Origin of the sequence: Weissella viridescens (assembly GCF_014789145.1) — a bacterium.
Classification (GTDB): Bacteria; Bacillota; Bacilli; order Lactobacillales; family Lactobacillaceae; genus Weissella; species Weissella viridescens.
In genome coordinates this window covers 76220-92711 of the sequence record NZ_CP061835.1, presented here as the reverse complement: position 1 = coordinate 92711, position 16492 = coordinate 76220, and the positions used below count along the sequence as shown (strand labels likewise).

The following is a 16492-nucleotide window of genomic DNA, read 5'->3' as shown; positions in this document are numbered from 1 at the left end:
GAAAGACTCCTTATTCTCTGGTTCGCGTTAACACATTAAAGACGACATCAATAACTAAACTAAAACCGAACATGGCCAGAAGAAAATACAGGATATAACGTCCAAAATCTTGCCATAACATTTGCGTGTTCGTCACAATAAAACAGAGGGGCACTGCTAACACTGCCAAAAAAACGATGTAGCTGACGATGCCACTTTGAATATTCTGCCAATCCGCCCGACTCAAGTTCAAGGCTAAACAAAACTGAATACATAAAAGTAACCAAATCAGGAGATGCCACCAAATGATACCCATCCAAAGTTGGCTCGAATCCAGTCGTAGCAATGCTGTCAACAGCTGTGGCCAACACACATATGTCGTCAGCCAAACGGCTAACCCGATTCCAAACAACGGCCCCATCCCGATGAAGAAATTACCCAATTGTTGGTATAAACTCTTGGGGTTCCACGCATGAGAAACATAGCCTAGGGTTTGTTCAACATCTGCTTTTTGGACCAAGCTGATTTTATCAATCTTGTGTCGAAACAATAGTGCCATCGCAGCATGTGATAATTCATGGACAATAATGCCAAAAAAACTAAAGTAAAACTGCGCTTGGGTGCCGAAATGATTCACAATTAATTGATTTGTGCGCTTAGTAATTGCTGAAATCACTGCTGCCCCTACATAAGGCATCACTAATACAATTAACAGTAACTGCACTAGCGTTGTAAAATAATTTGGCATCATGCTTGTTGCAAATCAGCAAATGTTCCTGACACAAACTGCGCCAGATCCTCTGCATTAATGCGAATTGATCGTCCAATTTCGCCTGCTGAAACTGTGAGTTCACCTGCTGTTCGCGCTGATTCGTCAATATAAATTGGGAATTTTTTATTTTGCCAAATACCAACAGGATTATTAGCGCCATGTACGTAACCCGTCGTCTTTTGGAGGTCTTTGGTTGGAATCATATTGACTTTTTTATTACCTGAAACGACCGCTAATTTCTTTTCATCCAGGTGTGCATCAATCGGTACAATACCAATTACAGGACCGGTTACATTGCCTGTTAAAGCCAATGTCTTATAGATACTGTGATCATCCAGGTGGTATTTCTCCATTTCATCGGCATGCCGATCCATCCCGTCTTCGAACACAATTGTTTCATATGGAACATTTGCTTTATCTAAAATTTGTTCAACTAAAATCTTTTTAATTTTTGTTTTCTTTGCCATGTTGAACCCCTTTAACACATATAATATATGTCTATTTTTAAATGATTTCACCAAAAACACAAGCAAAAAAGACGGACATCCCTGTCCGTCTTTTCTTTATAGTTGAATATTTTGTTCCTTCAACGCATCTTGTACCCCAGGGTTAGCGATAAATTCATCGTAATCCGTTTCGGCACGTTCAATAACGCCAGGCTTACCAAGCACGATAATATGGTCAGCAATTGTTTGTGCAAACGTGTGGTCGTGTGATGTGAAGATTAGACCACCCTTGTAGTCAATTAATCCATCATTTAATGAGGTAATTGATTCCAAATCAAGGTGATTAGTAGGATCATCCAAAATCAAAACGTTTGGCTTCGTCAACATTAGCTTAGCTAACATAACGCGGACCTTTTCACCCCCTGAAAGGACATCCAATGTCTTTTCAACATCTTCACCCTTAAACAACATCCGTCCTAACAATCCACGTAAGAAAGTATTGTCATCTTCATCCTTACCCGCAAAGTCGCGCAAGAAATCAAGAATTGGCATATCCGGCTTAGGGAAGTTCTTTCCCATATCCTTTGAAAGATAATCACTTGAAGTTGTCACACCCCAAGTCACAGTTCCTTCATCAGGTTCCATGTTGCCTTCCAAGATATCCAACATTGCTGTTGTCGCAACGTCGTTATCGGCCATAATTAACGTCTTTTCATTTGGACGCAATGTGAATGACACGTTGTCTAGCAACTTAACACCATCAACGGTCTTTGACACATTTTCAACCTTAACCATGTCATTTCCCATTTCACGGGCAACATCAAAGTGCACGTATGGGTACTTACGGCTTGAAGGTTGAATATCGTCCAATGTAATCTTTTCCAATTGCTTCTTACGCGCAGTGGCTTGCTTTGACTTTGAGGCATTGGCTGAGAAACGGGCCACGAAGTCTTGCAATTCTTTGATTTGTTCTTCCTTCTTAGCGTTTTCGTTCGCTTGCAAACGTGATGCCAATTCTGAAGATTCCTTCCAGAAGTCATAGTTTCCCACGAATTCTGTAATCTTACCGAAGTCCACATCCAAAGTCATTGTTGAAACAGTGTTCAAGAAGTGACGGTCGTGGGATACGACGATAACGATATTTGGATAGTCGGCCAAGAAGTCTTCCAACCAAGCAATTGTCTTAGTGTCCAAACCGTTAGTCGGCTCGTCCAAAATCAAAATATCAGGGTTACCGAACAAAGCTTGGGCCAACAAAACCTTAACCTTTTCAGTTTCTGATAATTCGCTCATCTTAGTTTGGTGCATGTCTTCAGGAATACCCACACTTTGCAAAAGTTGTGAGGCATCTGACTCAGCAGTCCAACCGTTCATGTCGTCGAATTGCGCTGAAAGTTCCCCTGCGCGAATTCCGTCTTCATCAGAGAAATCAGGCTTAGCGTAAATGGCATCCATTTCAGACTTAACTTCAGCAAGCTCTTTATAACCTTGCATAACTGTATCCATCACCGTGTAGTCATCGAAAGCAAAGTGATCTTGTACCAATGATGACATACGTTCGTTTGGATCCATTGAAACTGTTCCAGTTGTTGGTTGCAACTTACCTTCCAAAATCTTTAGGAAAGTTGACTTACCGGCACCATTGGCACCAATAATTCCGTATGTGTTTCCTGGTGTAAATTTAAGATTAACATCTTGATATAGCTTTTTACCGTTGAAAGCTATTGAAACGTTTGAGGCTGTTAACATATTTTTTATTACTTCCTTTTTTGCGTTAATTCATATCTTAAAACAATCAATCTCCATCATATCAAAAATGGACGAACATATGTCCGCCCATTGTATCATTTCATTAACAATTACGCATCGCGTTTAATCAAGGAAATAAAATAAATCCCTGCTTCGATAATGGCGATGTAAAACGAAACTGGTACATTCGTCCAATACGATAAGACTAACGCAGCCCAGACACCGACAACACCAAACAAGACTGATAAGCCAACCATCTGCCACACAGTCCGGCCCCAGCGCATCGCTGCACTAGCTGGTAAAGTGATTAAGATGAAGATTAACAACGACCCCACTACTTGTGAAGAAATCGCTACAGTCATCGCCATTAGCACTAAGAACAGAACTTCAATCAATACGACGTGTTTTAAGCTAAAAATAGCCGTATTGTAGTCAAACGCGAAATGTCGCAACGGGCGATAACAAAGTAACCCTACAACCAAAACAATCAACGCTAAGACCACTACTTGGACGACGTTTGCATGACTAATACTGAAAATCGAACCAAATAGAATACTTGTTGCTGCACTGGCATTCTTTTGTGAAAGCGCCAAGAAGGCGATTCCTAGTCCAATAGCCACCGCACTCACCGCCGAGATCAATGATTCAGAACGTTTTTCTTGCATCCCCAACTCACCAATTGTCGTCGAAGCGAGAATGGTGAAAATCAACATCCCAATGAGCGGCAACCAGCCCATAAAGAGGCCAAAAGAAGCTCCGGCGAAGCCAATTTCACTTAAAGTGTGCGCTAAAAACGACATGTGACGGGCAACAACAAAGACCCCAATAAAACCACTGACAATGGCAATCAAGGTTCCAACAACAAAGGCATTTTGCATAAATGGATAACTAAGCATGATCTTGATTTCCCACCTCCAGTTGTGACACGTCCAAATCCTTTACCTGTCCAAACTCACTACCTTCAGGCTTGAGTAACAGATAATCGTCCGCATATTCTTTAATAATTTCCAAATCGTGACTAATCATAATAATGCTAAGGTGATGATGATCTCGATAATGCTTCACCACATCCATTAATTCATACTTGGCAATATTATCAAGATTGGCCGTTGCTTCATCCAAAATCAATAGACCTGGATCTACCAGCAGAGCTTGCGCCAAGTAAGAACGTTGACGTTCACCTCCAGAAGCTTGATCAATGCGTTGATCAGCTAACTCAACCAAATGTGTATCGTCAAGAATATGTTGAATTTGGTCTTTTTCGGCTTTCGTCATCCAAGGACGAATCCCTTGATCAAAGCTCAAACTCACAAATTCAGAAATACGCAATGGAAAGTCCTGCGCATCGGGCCGTTCTTGTGGCACGTACCGAATTACTGGTTTTTTATCAGGCCAAGTCAACGCACCTTCAGTTAACTTCTGTTGTTCCAAAATAGCGCGGATTAAAGTCGTCTTTCCAACACCGTTATCCCCAATAACAGCTAAGACGTGTTGTGATTTCAGTTCAAAATTCACATGGCGATATAACCAACGCTTGCCAAATTTAATTCCAATATCTTTTCCTTCTAGCACTACCATTATTGCACCGCCTTTTGCAGACTCTTTAATTGATTATATTGCCAATCAATATATGACGTGTTCTTCGGCATCGATTCCGTTACCGGTACAATCGGTACCCCGGCCGCTTTCGCTTCTTGCAAAGCCTGCTTAACCAGTTTGCTTGAAGACTGCGTATTATCGATTACCGCAACTGCTTCATGATTTTTTAACTTGCCTTGCCATTCTGACATGGCTGCTGGCGTTGGGTCATTCCCTTCGTCAATTGCCTGGGCAAAAGCTGTATCTAAACGCTTCGCTCCCACAGCTTCTAGCTGTGGATCAAAGACGGGTTCTGTTGCCAAAACCCCTTTTCCAGCCATTTCCTGTTTTAATTGCGTCCGCAGGCGATCCACCTTTTGCATTTTCTTCTGGTAATTTTTGGCATTTTGTTCGAAATAAGCTCGTTGATCTGGCTTAATCGCACTATAAGTATCAACCAAAGCATTGGTCACCCGGTTAACGACATCTGGTTGATACCAAAAATGTTCATTTTGTCCTTCTTGATAATGATACATTTCACCAACATTAACCGCTTTTACATCTTTATTAGCTTTTGTAAAGCGTTCACTCCAAGTATCGTAACCACCTCCATTCGAAATGGTCACTGTGGCCCGTTCATATAACTTGGCTGTATTTGCCGTTGGTTCATAATCATGTGGGTCAACATCCGGATTTGTCATTACACTCTTAACTTCTCCTTGATTGCCCAAAACTGCTTCCGCCATTTCACCATAGCTATTCAAACTACTAACAACACGAATCGGGCTATTCCCCAAATCAGTACTTTTATTTTGCTGCAGGCCAGTATAAATCACCAACCCAATCAAAAATAAAACTAAAGCCCCTGTGAATGTTAAAAGCATTTTATTTAGTCGACTACGCATCATTGCCCCCCGTTAACTTATCTGTCATGGCCGTTATAAATCGCGATACGACAGCCTGCTCATCATCTGTAAATTGATTGAGTACGGCGATGTATTCGCTTTGCGTTGTTTGATGTTCATCTGCATGCTCGGTCGCTTTAGCCCGTCCAGTATCCGTCAGTGCCCATCGATTAATTCGTCCGTCCTCCGGATCTGGCATCAATGTCACCATTGCGTTTTGCTCATTTTGCAAAATCTTCATCGCTTTTGTCACCGCAGCTGGTGAAACAGCTAATGCCTGAGCAAGTTCTCCATTCGTTTGTGGCCCTTTTTGCGCCAAAATCATCAATAGATGTCCTTGCGTCAAGGTAATTGTTTGCTTATGTTCAAATCCCAAGAGGATTTCCCGCTGATTTTCAGCGAGTAACAGAATTTGATTTAAAAAATCATCGACTTGCGCTGCATTTTCTTTAACTGTCATTGAAAACTCCTTTACCGGTTAATTAACCAGTAAAATATATCACGCTAACAATTAGTTAGTCAACCATTTGGATTCATTAATTTTAACGGTGCCCGACATTTCCCACAAACATAACGTTTAACATTCATACGTCGATTACGATAAATATCATGTCCATTCGCACAACAGTAATGCCACTTCGCTGCTTGTGGCTGGGCCGGAGCAAACCGTAACGCACCGGTACGTGCTAATTCCTGTTTGAACGCCTGATCTCGATGTTGGTGTGGTAACCCTTGCATGTGAAGATGGTAATGAATTAATTCATGTTGAATTACACCGATCAAAGTTGCTTCGTCAAAATCTGTCAGCATCCGTGGATTGATTTCAAGATTGTGAGTCGCTAATAAATAACGACCACCTGTCGTTCTTAACCGTCGATTAAACGTCGCTTGATGTTCAAAAGGACGTTCAAAATCAGTGATTGAGATGCTTTCCACTAAAGATTGGAGCTCTGCATCAGTCATTTTCCTCAACCTCCCGTGCTAATCGAACTTGTTTTCGCTGAGTTGATTTAACTGATTGTTCAGACATATCGGAGTCGACAATACCTGTCTTCCAATTTGCCGAAAATGTTCGTTCATAAAATCTCGCAAAGTAATTTAACGCACTAATCCCTAAGGCAGTTATTTTCAGTCCTTCTGCAGACAGTTGGAACAACTCATAACGTTGTAGCACTTGTAAGAGACGCGCCTCATCCTCAGCAATCGGTATCTCAGCATGCCCTAAATAATAATGTCTGTGTTGCATTTGAATATCTGTTACCACACCTTGCTGGTTAAGCCGTAAAAAGCTATACATTCCTAACGAGAAACTCTGATAACGCTGATTACTTAAATACTGACGTACCACTTTTAATACTTCACGGATTGAAGCATAATATCCCGTCCACATTTGATGCTGTTGCAATTTAGGCACTGATTTACCAACAAAAATGGTGAGTTCTTGCATTGCCGGAACGTCCGGCATAACAAATAAAATATGCAATGTATCGTGCCGATCCAATATAATACTGCGGATACGCATATCTGCTTGCGTTACTTTTCGACATTCTTGCAAAATAAGCCGGTACCATGTTTCACGTGGAACACGTTCGGCGTGTTCCGCAAAATGTACGCTCATCTCTGTGTGGGGATTTACAACTTGAATCGGTTCAAAAATTGGGGCCTGCTTATCTAATACATCCGGCACTTCACGTTGCCAAGCATCCCCATCGCGACCAACCCGTAATCGTTCCGTTCGGTGATTTTTCTGCATAATAATTTACCTCAAATAAAAAACCGATGCACGACATCGGTTTTTGGTTTATGACATATTTTTTTCGATATCCAATTGACGTGCCACATAGAATTGAGCCATCGTTGACTGATAATATGGTACGACATAGATACTAGCTAGTCCACCTGTAAGCGCATTGGCTAACATCCATCCAATAAAACTGATGTTTAAGAACAACAATTGCATGCGATGTCCACGCATCATCGCACTTGACGCACGGAGATAAACGGTTGTGCTTTGAATTGGCCGCTTAGTTTGGACATCTGCTGCGTAAATAAACGGTGCCATCGCAAAGTTCAATGACATGACAATCCCCGGAATCACGAAGAGCATGTAACCAACAAAGACAAGTACTGAACGTACTGCCATCAAGATGACACTATCTTTCAAGGTCGTTCGACTAAAGAAACGTAGGCTTAATTTAAAAGGGTGTCCTGGCTGTTTCTTTGTTAGTTGCCACATCACAAACGCCCAGCTGGCACCAATGGCTAACATTCCACTGATAATGGCATCAATAAAGGCAGATCCCAGTAAACCTGGTAGTGCCGTTTGCAGATTTTGCATGTAAACATCTGAGGGAACCGTTTGCCCACTCATGGTTTTCATACTCATGCTCATCAAATTTTGATATTGCGCACTACGTGAATTAATCAAGCTGAAGATAAATTGCCAAATAATTAACCCAAAACCTAATGATAGGGCAATCTGGAACTGACTAAAGTTACCAATGATTTGATGGCGCGCCGCTGCTTTAATTTGTCGATTACTCTGCATTGCTTGTCCTTTCGCTACACTTTTTCTTTTAATTATAACAAAAGGCCGGTAAGCGAAATCGCTCACCGACCTTTTTCTTACTGGGATAGTTGGATTCGAACCAACGATACACGGTACCAAAAACCGATGCCTTACCGCTTGGCCATATCCCAATAATAAATGGGGGCTATAGGATTCGAACCTATGAACCCGAAGGAATGGATTTACAGTCCATCGCGTTTAACCAGACTTCGCTAAACCCCCATAACCAACTTTTATATAATAACAAGTTGGCTAAATGATTGCAACCCTTTTTTTAATTTTCTTTTGAATCACGCATTAATATTCCAGCTGCCACGGCGCCAATTGCCATCACGATCGCAGCTGCGATGAAGATGGCAACCATACTATGATTATACGCATGTAGAATCATATCTCGTAACTGACCAATCTGTGGCAAACTTGCCAAGCGACTGTTGTAGGCAATCGTATGTCCAGCAAAAGGTCCAGCATTGGTGAAAGCATCATGCAAACCATCTGACATTTGAACTGGTAAATTCAAACCGGACCAATGACCGTTGACGTAATCTTCATACTTATTTGATTGCGTCAAACCAAGCATTACAATTCCGACCGTCACACCAAATTGACGAAAGACATTCATAATACCAGACGCCATACCGGTTTCAGAAGGTTCAATGCCTTCCAATCCAGCATTGTTAACCAACGGATTAACCATTGCATTTGAGATCCCCAGCAACACCAAACCAGGAACCAATTCATTAAAGGTAATATTTGGTGTAATCATCAGTGCTAGTACCAAGTAAGCAACGACCCCTAAGCCCAAGAATCCAGCAATCATCCAACGCTTTGAGTATCGGTTACCTAAACGTCCCGTAATTGGACCTAGAAGCAAGGCCCAAATCGACATAACCAATTGATGAACGCCAGTACTGAAGGCACTGTAGCCCATGTAATTTTGCATCATAGTTGTAAGATAAGCATTAATGGCGTAGACTCCTGCCCCTAAAGCAAAGGCAACAAAAATCGCCCCAACCAAATTAACATGCTTGAACAACTTGAGATTCATCATGGGGTGTTTTGACTTTAGTTCAACTAGAACAAAGACAACCAACAAAACAACTCCGGCCAACAACCACCCCATAACGCGGGGATCTGTCCAGCCCCAGTTAAAGTGTTGTTCTTTTTCAATCAATCCGTAGACTAGTGTAAACAAATCAGCTCCGGAAAGCAGCATACCAAGAAAATCAATCTTTTGGCCCTTACCATAACTCGGCGTTTCCTTAACGTACTTCCAAGACAAGGCAAACGCAATAATACCAATTGGCACGTTCACAAAGAAAATTGATGGCCAACCAAACGTCTCAACTAAATATCCACCAACCAGCGGACCCGAGGCCGTTGAAAGTCCAATCACTGAACCTAAAATTCCCATTCCTGTTCCACGTGACTTTCCTTCAAAATTTGATGCAACCAAGGCCATCGAAAGTGAATTTAAGCCGGCCCCACCAATCGCTTGAAGGGCACGCCCTGCAATCAAGACTGGTAGTGAGGTTGCTAACCCATTAATCGCAGAGGCAACCACAAAAATAACCATACTAATCATGAAAATTTTCTTACGACCGTACATATCGCCTAATTTTGAAACAATCAACAAAATTGAAGCAAACACAATGGTATAAGCATTCAATACCCATTGTAAGTTACTGAAAGTTGTGTTGAAATCAACTGCCATCGTTGGCAAAGCCACATTGACGACTGTCACATCTAAGAGTGCCATAAAGACCCCCAGCGACATGGCAATCAAGGCAATCCATTTATTCTTACTGCTACCTGATTTTACTTCTGTCATTTAACCTTGCTCCTCTGCTTTAATTGCTGCTATTTGTGCGTTCGCCCAAGCGAGTTGGGCTTCACACATCTCAATCTGTAACACGATAGTATTGCCAGCCCACTGATAATGCGCTTGTTGATCAGGATACTTTTCTGCCTCATGCACCATCTTGGTTTGGGCATGGCGATAGTGATCCAAATCATTTTGAATAGACTGACAGTACTCATCTAAAATGTGCTTTTGTTCATCCGGACCAATCTGACCAAACCCGCGAAACTTAAAGCGATAAACATCCGCACGTTTAGCATCTTCTGCAACAGGTTGCGCCATTAACGCATAGAAGCGTTCACGACCCGCATCAGTAATATGCATCATCTTCGTGCGGCGCCCATTAATTTCACATTCAGCAGAAGTAATGTAACCCTCTTTCTCTAAGCGATCCAATAACGGATAAATCACACCATTCGATAACTTACGTCTCGGGACTAATACCTCACCTAACACATGTCCCAGCTTGTAACCCGAGTAATCATGTGCCATTAACATTCCTAAAATTAATAGATCGTACATGTTAACCTCCATGTGTCGTTTAGACCTATCCGACAAAAGACCATTATAGGTCGTTTAGACCTATTGTCAACCATCGATTTTTAGAACAACAAAAAAGCGACAAACACCAAAGTGTTCATCGCTTTATATAGCTGGGATAGTTGGATTCGAACCAACGATACACGGTACCAAAAACCGATGCCTTACCGCTTGGCCATATCCCAATAATAAAAATGGGGGCTATAGGATTCGAACCTATGAACCCGAAGGAATGGATTTACAGTCCATCGCGTTTAACCAGACTTCGCTAAACCCCCATGACGTTTACTCGCAATAACATTGCGCCTCAACAGATTTATAATATACAGGAATTTCCAAACATCGTCAAGCGTTTAACTCAAAAATTTTCAATCTTTTTTCCCAGCTCGGGATAAAGGTCGCATCAGGCCAATCATTGCGCCGCTGCACACCCAAACTCACATTGTCATATTGTACTAATCCATGTTGCCGCATTGGCGCCGCTACATGCGCGTGTCCAAAAACAACATGACGTACACCCGGCACTTGTTCAAGCAGTGCCCCCGTCCGCGGCGAACCTAACATGGCATTCACTAACTCACGTGGCTTTGTTGTATTCGGTAATAAATCATCACTAATGGGAACAAAATGCGTCATCACAACCATTTGTTTATGGGCCTGATAGCCAGCCATTAACTGCTGTTTTAGTTGCTCATAGGCCCGTTGAAAGCGTTGTGGGTCACTTTCAGCTTGGTCGATACTGCGATCATAAAAGCGGCCAAAATGGAAATCAGCTGCTTCTTTTTCTGACAATGCGGGAGCAAACCCATAATCATACCAACCATTCAAGCCGATCACCCGCCAATCAGTATCAACTAAGTCCACATATTGATTATGTAGGTAATTTGGATGTTGTAACGTCTCCAGCTCAGATTCAGAAATATCGTGACTCATGTCATGGTTTCCAGCTATAAAGTACACCTGCGTTGCTGGGAGGGCAGCTTTTAATTTATCCACATAGTTAAGCGTTCGATTAAAACGATTTGACACATCTCCCACAATCAAATAGTAATCTATATGTAATTCTGTAAGCACCTGTACTTGTGCTTGGATCACTTGGTCCACATCAACACGATTGATATCAAGATGATTGTCGCTACTCGCTGCTATTTTGACCATGCGCCCGCTCCCTTAAAATATAATACTTTAACATAACACTTTATTCTTGTAGTTTCTAGTTTTATCCTTTAAAATTGATTATTGTGTGAACCCACTTTGGAAAGGGACGCAAATAAAATTTAATCGTTTGGAGATGTCTATATCATGGATTCTGCTGATAAAAAAGCCTTGGCAGACCAAAAGAAAGATACAGCTTTCTTTGGTCAACCACGTGGCTTGCGGACGCTCTTCATGACCGAAATGTGGGAGCGTTTTAGCTTCTACGGTATGAAGGCGATCCTGTTGTTCTATATCTGGTACCTAATTTCAGCTGGGCAGTTACACGTTGATCGTGCAACCGGGGCTTCAATTATGGCCATTTACGTTTCAATGGTTTACTTAGCCGGAACGCTTGGTGGTTTCATTGCCGATCGTATCCTGGGTGAACGTCGCACCGTGTTCTGGGGTGGAGTTTTGATCATGCTTGGTCACATCGTCCTTGCCCTACCTGGTGCTACAGCAGCCCTATTTAGTGCCATGGCCTTAATCGTTTTGGGAACTGGGTTGCTAAAGCCTAACGTTTCTTCAATGGTTGGTTCATTATATAAACAAGATGATCCACGCCGTGACTCTGGTTTCTCAATCTTTGTGTTTGGAATTAACGTTGGTTCATTCCTTGCCCCAATCTTGGTTGGTTGGACGCAACAAAGCTTTGGTTTCCACGCTGGTTTCTCATTAGCTGCCGTTGGTATGCTATTTGGATTAATTCAATTCCACTTCGGTCAAAAGGATTTGTCAGATAATTCACTTTATGCTCCAGATCCTTTACAACATGAAGAAGTTCGTCCATTAATTTTCAAAGTTGGTTATGCTGTTATTGCATTAGCTTTGGTTATCGTTTTGATGAACTTAATGGGCTGGAACAGCATCAACGATTACATTAACTTACTAACCGTTGTCGCAATTCTATTACCAATTACCTACTTCGTGATCATGTCAACAAGCCCAAAGGTTACAACTTTGGAACGTTCACGTGTGTTCGCCTACATTCCATTGTTCTTAGCCGCCGTGCTATTCTGGGCAATCGAAGAACAAGGTTCAATCGTTTTGGCAACATTTGCGGCTGATCGTGTTAACTATGCTGATTTACCATCATGGTTATCATGGTTTAAGCCAGCCATGTTCCAATCAATGAACCCATTGTTTATCATGCTTTACACGCCATTCTTTGCTTGGTTGTGGACAGCATGGGGTAAGCGCCAACCATCAGCCCCAATGAAATTCTCAGTTGGACTTATGTTCGCCGGAGCTTCATTCTTGTTGATGGCCGTTCCAGGTGCAATTTGGGGAACCGGAATGAAGGTTTCTCCACTTTGGCTAGTTGGTTCATGGGCGCTTGTTATTATTGGTGAGATGTTAATCTCTCCTGTCGGTCTATCTGTCACAACTAAGTTAGCCCCACATGCCTTCATGTCACAAATGATGTCAATGTGGTTCTTGTCTTCAGCTGCTGGTTCAGCCTTAAACGCGCAATTAGTTCGTTTATACAACCCAGCCAACGAAGTCGGCTACTTCTTCCTATTCGGTGCTGCTTCAGTCGCCCTAGGAATTGTATTGATATTCTTAGTACCAAAAATTAATAAACTCATGGCCGGCGTCAGGTAGACGCTGTTCAAAAAAGGCTTAGCACGTCATGTGCTAAGCCTTTTTATTTGTGTTCATTTTTTAAAACGGTGCTGGCATTTTAGCTGCCCGAGCGACCAAGTAAATCGCTAAGCATACAACAATCATCAACAAAGCCGCAATGCCCCAATTGTTTACGACAGCAGACAATGAGACGAACCCACTGGCAATCACCGCTCCTATTGGACGCGTGACTGAGAAGACCCCTGAATAGGCACCAATCTTAGCAGGATTCATCATATCTGCACGTAACGTTTGACTCGCTGGTACGCCAATCATCTCACCAGTCGTGAAGATAATTGTAGCGAGAATCAATGGCCAGAAGTCTTGCAATACGAACGAAAGCGCAAAGCCCCCACCTTGGAGTAAAACACCAAGCGCAAAAGCTCGTACTAACCGCCATTTTTCGGTCGCTCGGGTGACCCAACCCATGACAAATATAATAATCACGGTATTGAAGACCAACATCAACGACAACATCCGCTGACCATATATATCCATTCCCAAGAAGTTATATTCGTGGAACGATTGTGACAAGTGCGCCGCTAAATAGTAGTCAGGTTGCAAATAAACTACCGAGGCAAGCACAGAAGCCATTGCAAAGGTTAGATAACGACGATCTTTCAAAACGGCCCAGTACCCCTTTAAAGCGCTCAGAATTGATGTTGTTTGTTCGTGTTCACTGCGTTCCAACGTTTCCGTCATCCCAAAACGAACGATGCAGTAATTAATGATTGGCACGATTGTCATAAATAATAGCAACTCAAATAAATAATCACGGAAGAACCAGCCACCAATCGCAGCGCCAATCATCACTCCGATATTTAAAATCCAATAAATTAACGCAAAGACAAAGCGACGATTTTGTGGTGTTGATGAGTCAATCATCATCGCTTGTTCAGCAGGATCAGCCAAAGATGAGCCAATCATCGCTAGCAAAAAGCCAAAAAAGGTCACGAAAGGATTAACCAACCAAGGTGAGTTATTCACCATCGCAATCGCATAACCAATTACCATCGCAATTTGGCCATATTCAATGGTCCGCTTACGTCCGATAACATCGGCAATATGGCCCCCATATAGTCCGAATATCAATCCAGCAATTGAAACCACCATGAGCAATACTCCGGTCCAAAATGAACCAAAATGTTGCACATAATAAATTGTCATATTTGGTCCAATTGAGCTTCCCAAAAGCACGGTTAGAAAAACCGTTAAGGCTCGTAACTTTAAGTTTCGATCCAATGCCATAAATTCTCGCATCATCCCACCTCCTAGCGTTTATTTTATATGTGATGCTAACTTACCTTTTATCAGTACAAACATTTACTATACCAGTTCTGATGACTTTACCCAAGGAAATTCCATGTCCGAAGCCACAAAAAAAGCATACGCAATTGCGCATGCTTTTTTTATTCAGCCTCTTGCAATGGCAAACGAATAATAAAACTCGTTAACTCTGGGTTAGAGGTGACTTCAATTGTTCCACCGTGCGCTTCAACTACGCTACTAACAATGGCCAAACCAAGCCCTGTTCCACCTGTGCCAGTATTACGTGAACTTTCTACACGATAGAATCGGTCAAACAGCCGATCAATTGAATCTTCTGGAATCGGATCTCCGTTATTGGTCACACGAACTTCAACGACATTTTCATCCTCAATAATCTTAGCTGATAAACGAATAAATGTCGCATTCTTCCCGTACTTCAACGCATTACTAATCAAATTCATGAAGACACGTGCTAATTGGTCCGGATCTCCAATCATTTCAATACGTTTGGGATTAGTCACCGCCGAAATCACGACATCCTTTTGTTTTGCTTCTAGTTCATAAGAAGCTGACAATTGTTGCAGTAGGGCAGCTAAATCCAACGGTGCCCAACGCAATTTGAAGTCCACTTGCTTTACCTGCGTGTAGTCAAATAGATCTTCTACCAATGATTTCATTTGTTGGGCCTTGCTGAACGCGGTCGTTGCATATTGCTTTGCATCTTCGACCGTTAGTTCTTGTGGTGAATCGTTCACAATTAAACCCAAGTATCCCAAAATTGATGTTAATGGTGTTCGCAAATCGTGCGATACATTCGTAATCATCTCATCCTTAGAACGTTCAATGTCGCGTTCCTCTTCCATCGCATTTTGCGCAGCTGTATAGAGGTCATCCACACTTTTCGCCATTGGGCGTAGGCGTCGACCTAACCGCAGTTCGTTAACTGCTGGATTTTCGTCCATATCTTTTGCGTTCTTAACCTGCATGCCTAGTTCATTTACCGCTTGCGTTAATGTTGTTAATTGCAATTGGGTATGGAAATAGCGCACTGACATCAGCCAACCAGCTAGCGCAACGAGACCCACGATAACGGCCGCAAGCGTATGTTGCGTCCAAATACCAGCGAGCGCTGCTTGATTGATGGTTGTTTGCTGCGTTAGTAGCCACAAGCCCATCGCACCATAAAAGGCGAACACAAAAAATAGGGCCGAAACGACACTCTTAAGGGTAAAAATTACCCATTCTAAAGTATTATGTTTCATCCCTAATTTCCTTTTTTTCTTATAAGACTTCAATCTTGTAGCCCACACCCCAAACGGTTTGGACAACTTGATTACCGCCAGTTGCTTCTTCTAGCTTATCTCGCAAGTGCGAAACGTGCACCATGACCGTTTTAGCTGAAACAACCGATTCTTGTTGCCAAACACGTTCGAAGATATCATCTGCACTAAAGACACGGTTTGGATGCGATGCCAAAAGATAAAGAATACCAAATTCCAAGGCCGTCAAATTAACTTCAACACCATCAGCTGTTTTCACTTCATGGCTGTCTTTATTAATCGTCAAAGGTCCAATATCAAGAATTTCCGGCGCTTCTTGTTGCATACCGTTTTGCGAACGACGCAAAAGCGCACGCACACGTGCCATCACTTCCAATGGATTAAATGGCTTCGTAACGTAATCATCCGCCCCTTGAATCAAGCCTTGAATCTTATCCATTGCTCCTGACTTAGCTGAAAGCAACAAAATTGGAATTGGATTATCTTTACGAATCTCCTTCACTACTTCTGTTCCATCCATTTCAGGCATCATAATATCTAAGATTACCAACCCAACATCTGGATTTGTCCGCAACTTTTTCAAGGCATCCTTACCATTGTCAGCTGAAATTGGTTCATAACCTTCGTTCTTAACGTAAATTTCTAGTAATTCTGCAATTTCATAATCATCATCAACAATCAATATTTTCATTCAATTCACCCCTATTCCAGGTTGACGGTA

At 42.2% G+C, this 16492-nt stretch carries 17 protein-coding genes and 4 tRNA genes; 1 reads left to right on the top strand and 20 read right to left on the bottom strand.

The genetic code is table 11. The annotated features are described in order from the left end of the window. Positions 1–10: 10 nt before the first annotated feature. The 17 genes from IE337_RS00485 to IE337_RS00405 form a co-directional block, all read right to left on the bottom strand. Positions 11–730 carry a hypothetical protein gene (locus IE337_RS00485; protein ID WP_072152409.1) on the bottom strand — a complete coding sequence of 240 codons (720 nt, stop codon included), beginning with the start codon at positions 728–730 and terminating at the stop codon, positions 11–13. Beyond that, entirely contained in the window at positions 727–1218 is a 492-nt protein-coding gene (locus tag IE337_RS00480; protein ID WP_191136427.1) for an aminoacyl-tRNA deacylase, read from the bottom strand. The genes IE337_RS00485 and IE337_RS00480 overlap by 4 nt, the downstream gene beginning before the upstream one ends. Before the next feature lie 96 nt (positions 1219–1314). Beyond that, entirely contained in the window at positions 1315–2946 is a 1632-nt protein-coding gene (locus IE337_RS00475) for an ABC-F family ATP-binding cassette domain-containing protein (RefSeq protein WP_191136426.1), read from the bottom strand. Positions 2947–3056: 110 nt separating this feature from the next. After that, a complete protein-coding gene (locus IE337_RS00470) occupies positions 3057–3842 on the bottom strand; it encodes a metal ABC transporter permease (RefSeq protein WP_191136425.1) in 786 nt (261 codons plus the stop codon). Next, positions 3835–4524, bottom strand: coding sequence for a metal ABC transporter ATP-binding protein (locus IE337_RS00465; RefSeq protein WP_191136424.1), 690 nt, complete (start codon positions 4522–4524; stop codon positions 3835–3837). Before IE337_RS00465 ends, IE337_RS00470 begins: the two co-directional genes overlap by 8 nt. Continuing rightward, positions 4524–5432 (bottom strand): metal ABC transporter solute-binding protein, Zn/Mn family, encoded by a 909-nt coding sequence (locus IE337_RS00460; protein WP_191136423.1) that lies wholly within the window; start codon positions 5430–5432, stop codon positions 4524–4526. Before IE337_RS00460 ends, IE337_RS00465 begins: the two co-directional genes overlap by 1 nt. Beyond that, positions 5422–5889: a MarR family transcriptional regulator gene (locus tag IE337_RS00455; RefSeq protein ID WP_057744917.1), complete on the bottom strand. Its 468-nt coding sequence runs from the start codon at positions 5887–5889 to the stop codon at positions 5422–5424. The genes IE337_RS00460 and IE337_RS00455 overlap by 11 nt, the downstream gene beginning before the upstream one ends. 59 nt (positions 5890–5948) lie before the next feature. Further along, positions 5949–6392 (bottom strand): SprT family protein, encoded by a 444-nt coding sequence (locus IE337_RS00450; RefSeq protein WP_191136422.1) that lies wholly within the window; start codon positions 6390–6392, stop codon positions 5949–5951. Continuing rightward, positions 6385–7182, bottom strand: a complete 798-nt coding sequence (locus IE337_RS00445; protein WP_191136421.1) for a hypothetical protein — start codon at positions 7180–7182, stop codon at positions 6385–6387. The genes IE337_RS00450 and IE337_RS00445 overlap by 8 nt, the downstream gene beginning before the upstream one ends. 48 nt (positions 7183–7230) lie before the next feature. Further along, a complete protein-coding gene (locus tag IE337_RS00440) occupies positions 7231–7977 on the bottom strand; it encodes a DUF975 family protein (protein WP_191136420.1) in 747 nt (248 codons plus the stop codon). An 80-nt stretch (positions 7978–8057) separates the two neighbouring features. Further along, a tRNA-Gln gene (locus IE337_RS00435) sits at positions 8058–8129 on the bottom strand. An 8-nt stretch (positions 8130–8137) separates the two neighbouring features. Next, positions 8138–8220, bottom strand: a tRNA-Tyr gene (locus IE337_RS00430). 52 nt (positions 8221–8272) lie between these two features. Continuing rightward, positions 8273–9829 (bottom strand): MFS transporter, encoded by a 1557-nt coding sequence (locus IE337_RS00425; protein WP_191136419.1) that lies wholly within the window; start codon positions 9827–9829, stop codon positions 8273–8275. After that, on the bottom strand, positions 9830–10381 hold the full coding sequence (locus IE337_RS00420; RefSeq protein ID WP_191136418.1) for a PadR family transcriptional regulator: 552 nt from the start codon (positions 10379–10381) through the stop codon (positions 9830–9832). Positions 10382–10512: 131 nt separating this feature from the next. Next, positions 10513–10584, bottom strand: a tRNA-Gln gene (locus IE337_RS00415). A gap of 10 nt (positions 10585–10594) precedes the next feature. Continuing rightward, positions 10595–10677 (bottom strand) — tRNA-Tyr (locus IE337_RS00410). Positions 10678–10744: 67 nt separating this feature from the next. Then, entirely contained in the window at positions 10745–11557 is an 813-nt protein-coding gene (locus IE337_RS00405; protein WP_191136417.1) for a metallophosphoesterase, read from the bottom strand. Positions 11558–11701: 144 nt separating this feature from the next. Here IE337_RS00405 and IE337_RS00400 point away from each other — a divergent pair, with 144 nt between their 5' ends. Continuing rightward, on the top strand, positions 11702–13201 hold the full coding sequence (locus tag IE337_RS00400; RefSeq protein ID WP_112468731.1) for a peptide MFS transporter: 1500 nt from the start codon (positions 11702–11704) through the stop codon (positions 13199–13201). Positions 13202–13261: 60 nt separating this feature from the next. On the opposite strand, the gene IE337_RS00395 is transcribed toward IE337_RS00400, so the two are convergent. The 3 genes from IE337_RS00395 to IE337_RS00385 all read right to left on the bottom strand — a co-directional run bounded on the left by IE337_RS00395 (position 13262) and on the right by IE337_RS00385 (position 16462). After that, complete coding sequence (locus IE337_RS00395; protein ID WP_243185597.1) at positions 13262–14485, bottom strand: MDR family MFS transporter; 1224 nt, start codon at positions 14483–14485, stop codon at positions 13262–13264. Positions 14486–14631: 146 nt separating this feature from the next. Continuing rightward, positions 14632–15753, bottom strand: coding sequence for a sensor histidine kinase (locus IE337_RS00390; RefSeq protein WP_191136416.1), 1122 nt, complete (start codon positions 15751–15753; stop codon positions 14632–14634). Between the two features lie 19 nt (positions 15754–15772). Beyond that, complete coding sequence (locus IE337_RS00385) at positions 15773–16462, bottom strand: response regulator transcription factor (RefSeq protein ID WP_191136415.1); 690 nt, start codon at positions 16460–16462, stop codon at positions 15773–15775. Between the last annotated feature and the right edge of the window lie 30 nt (positions 16463–16492).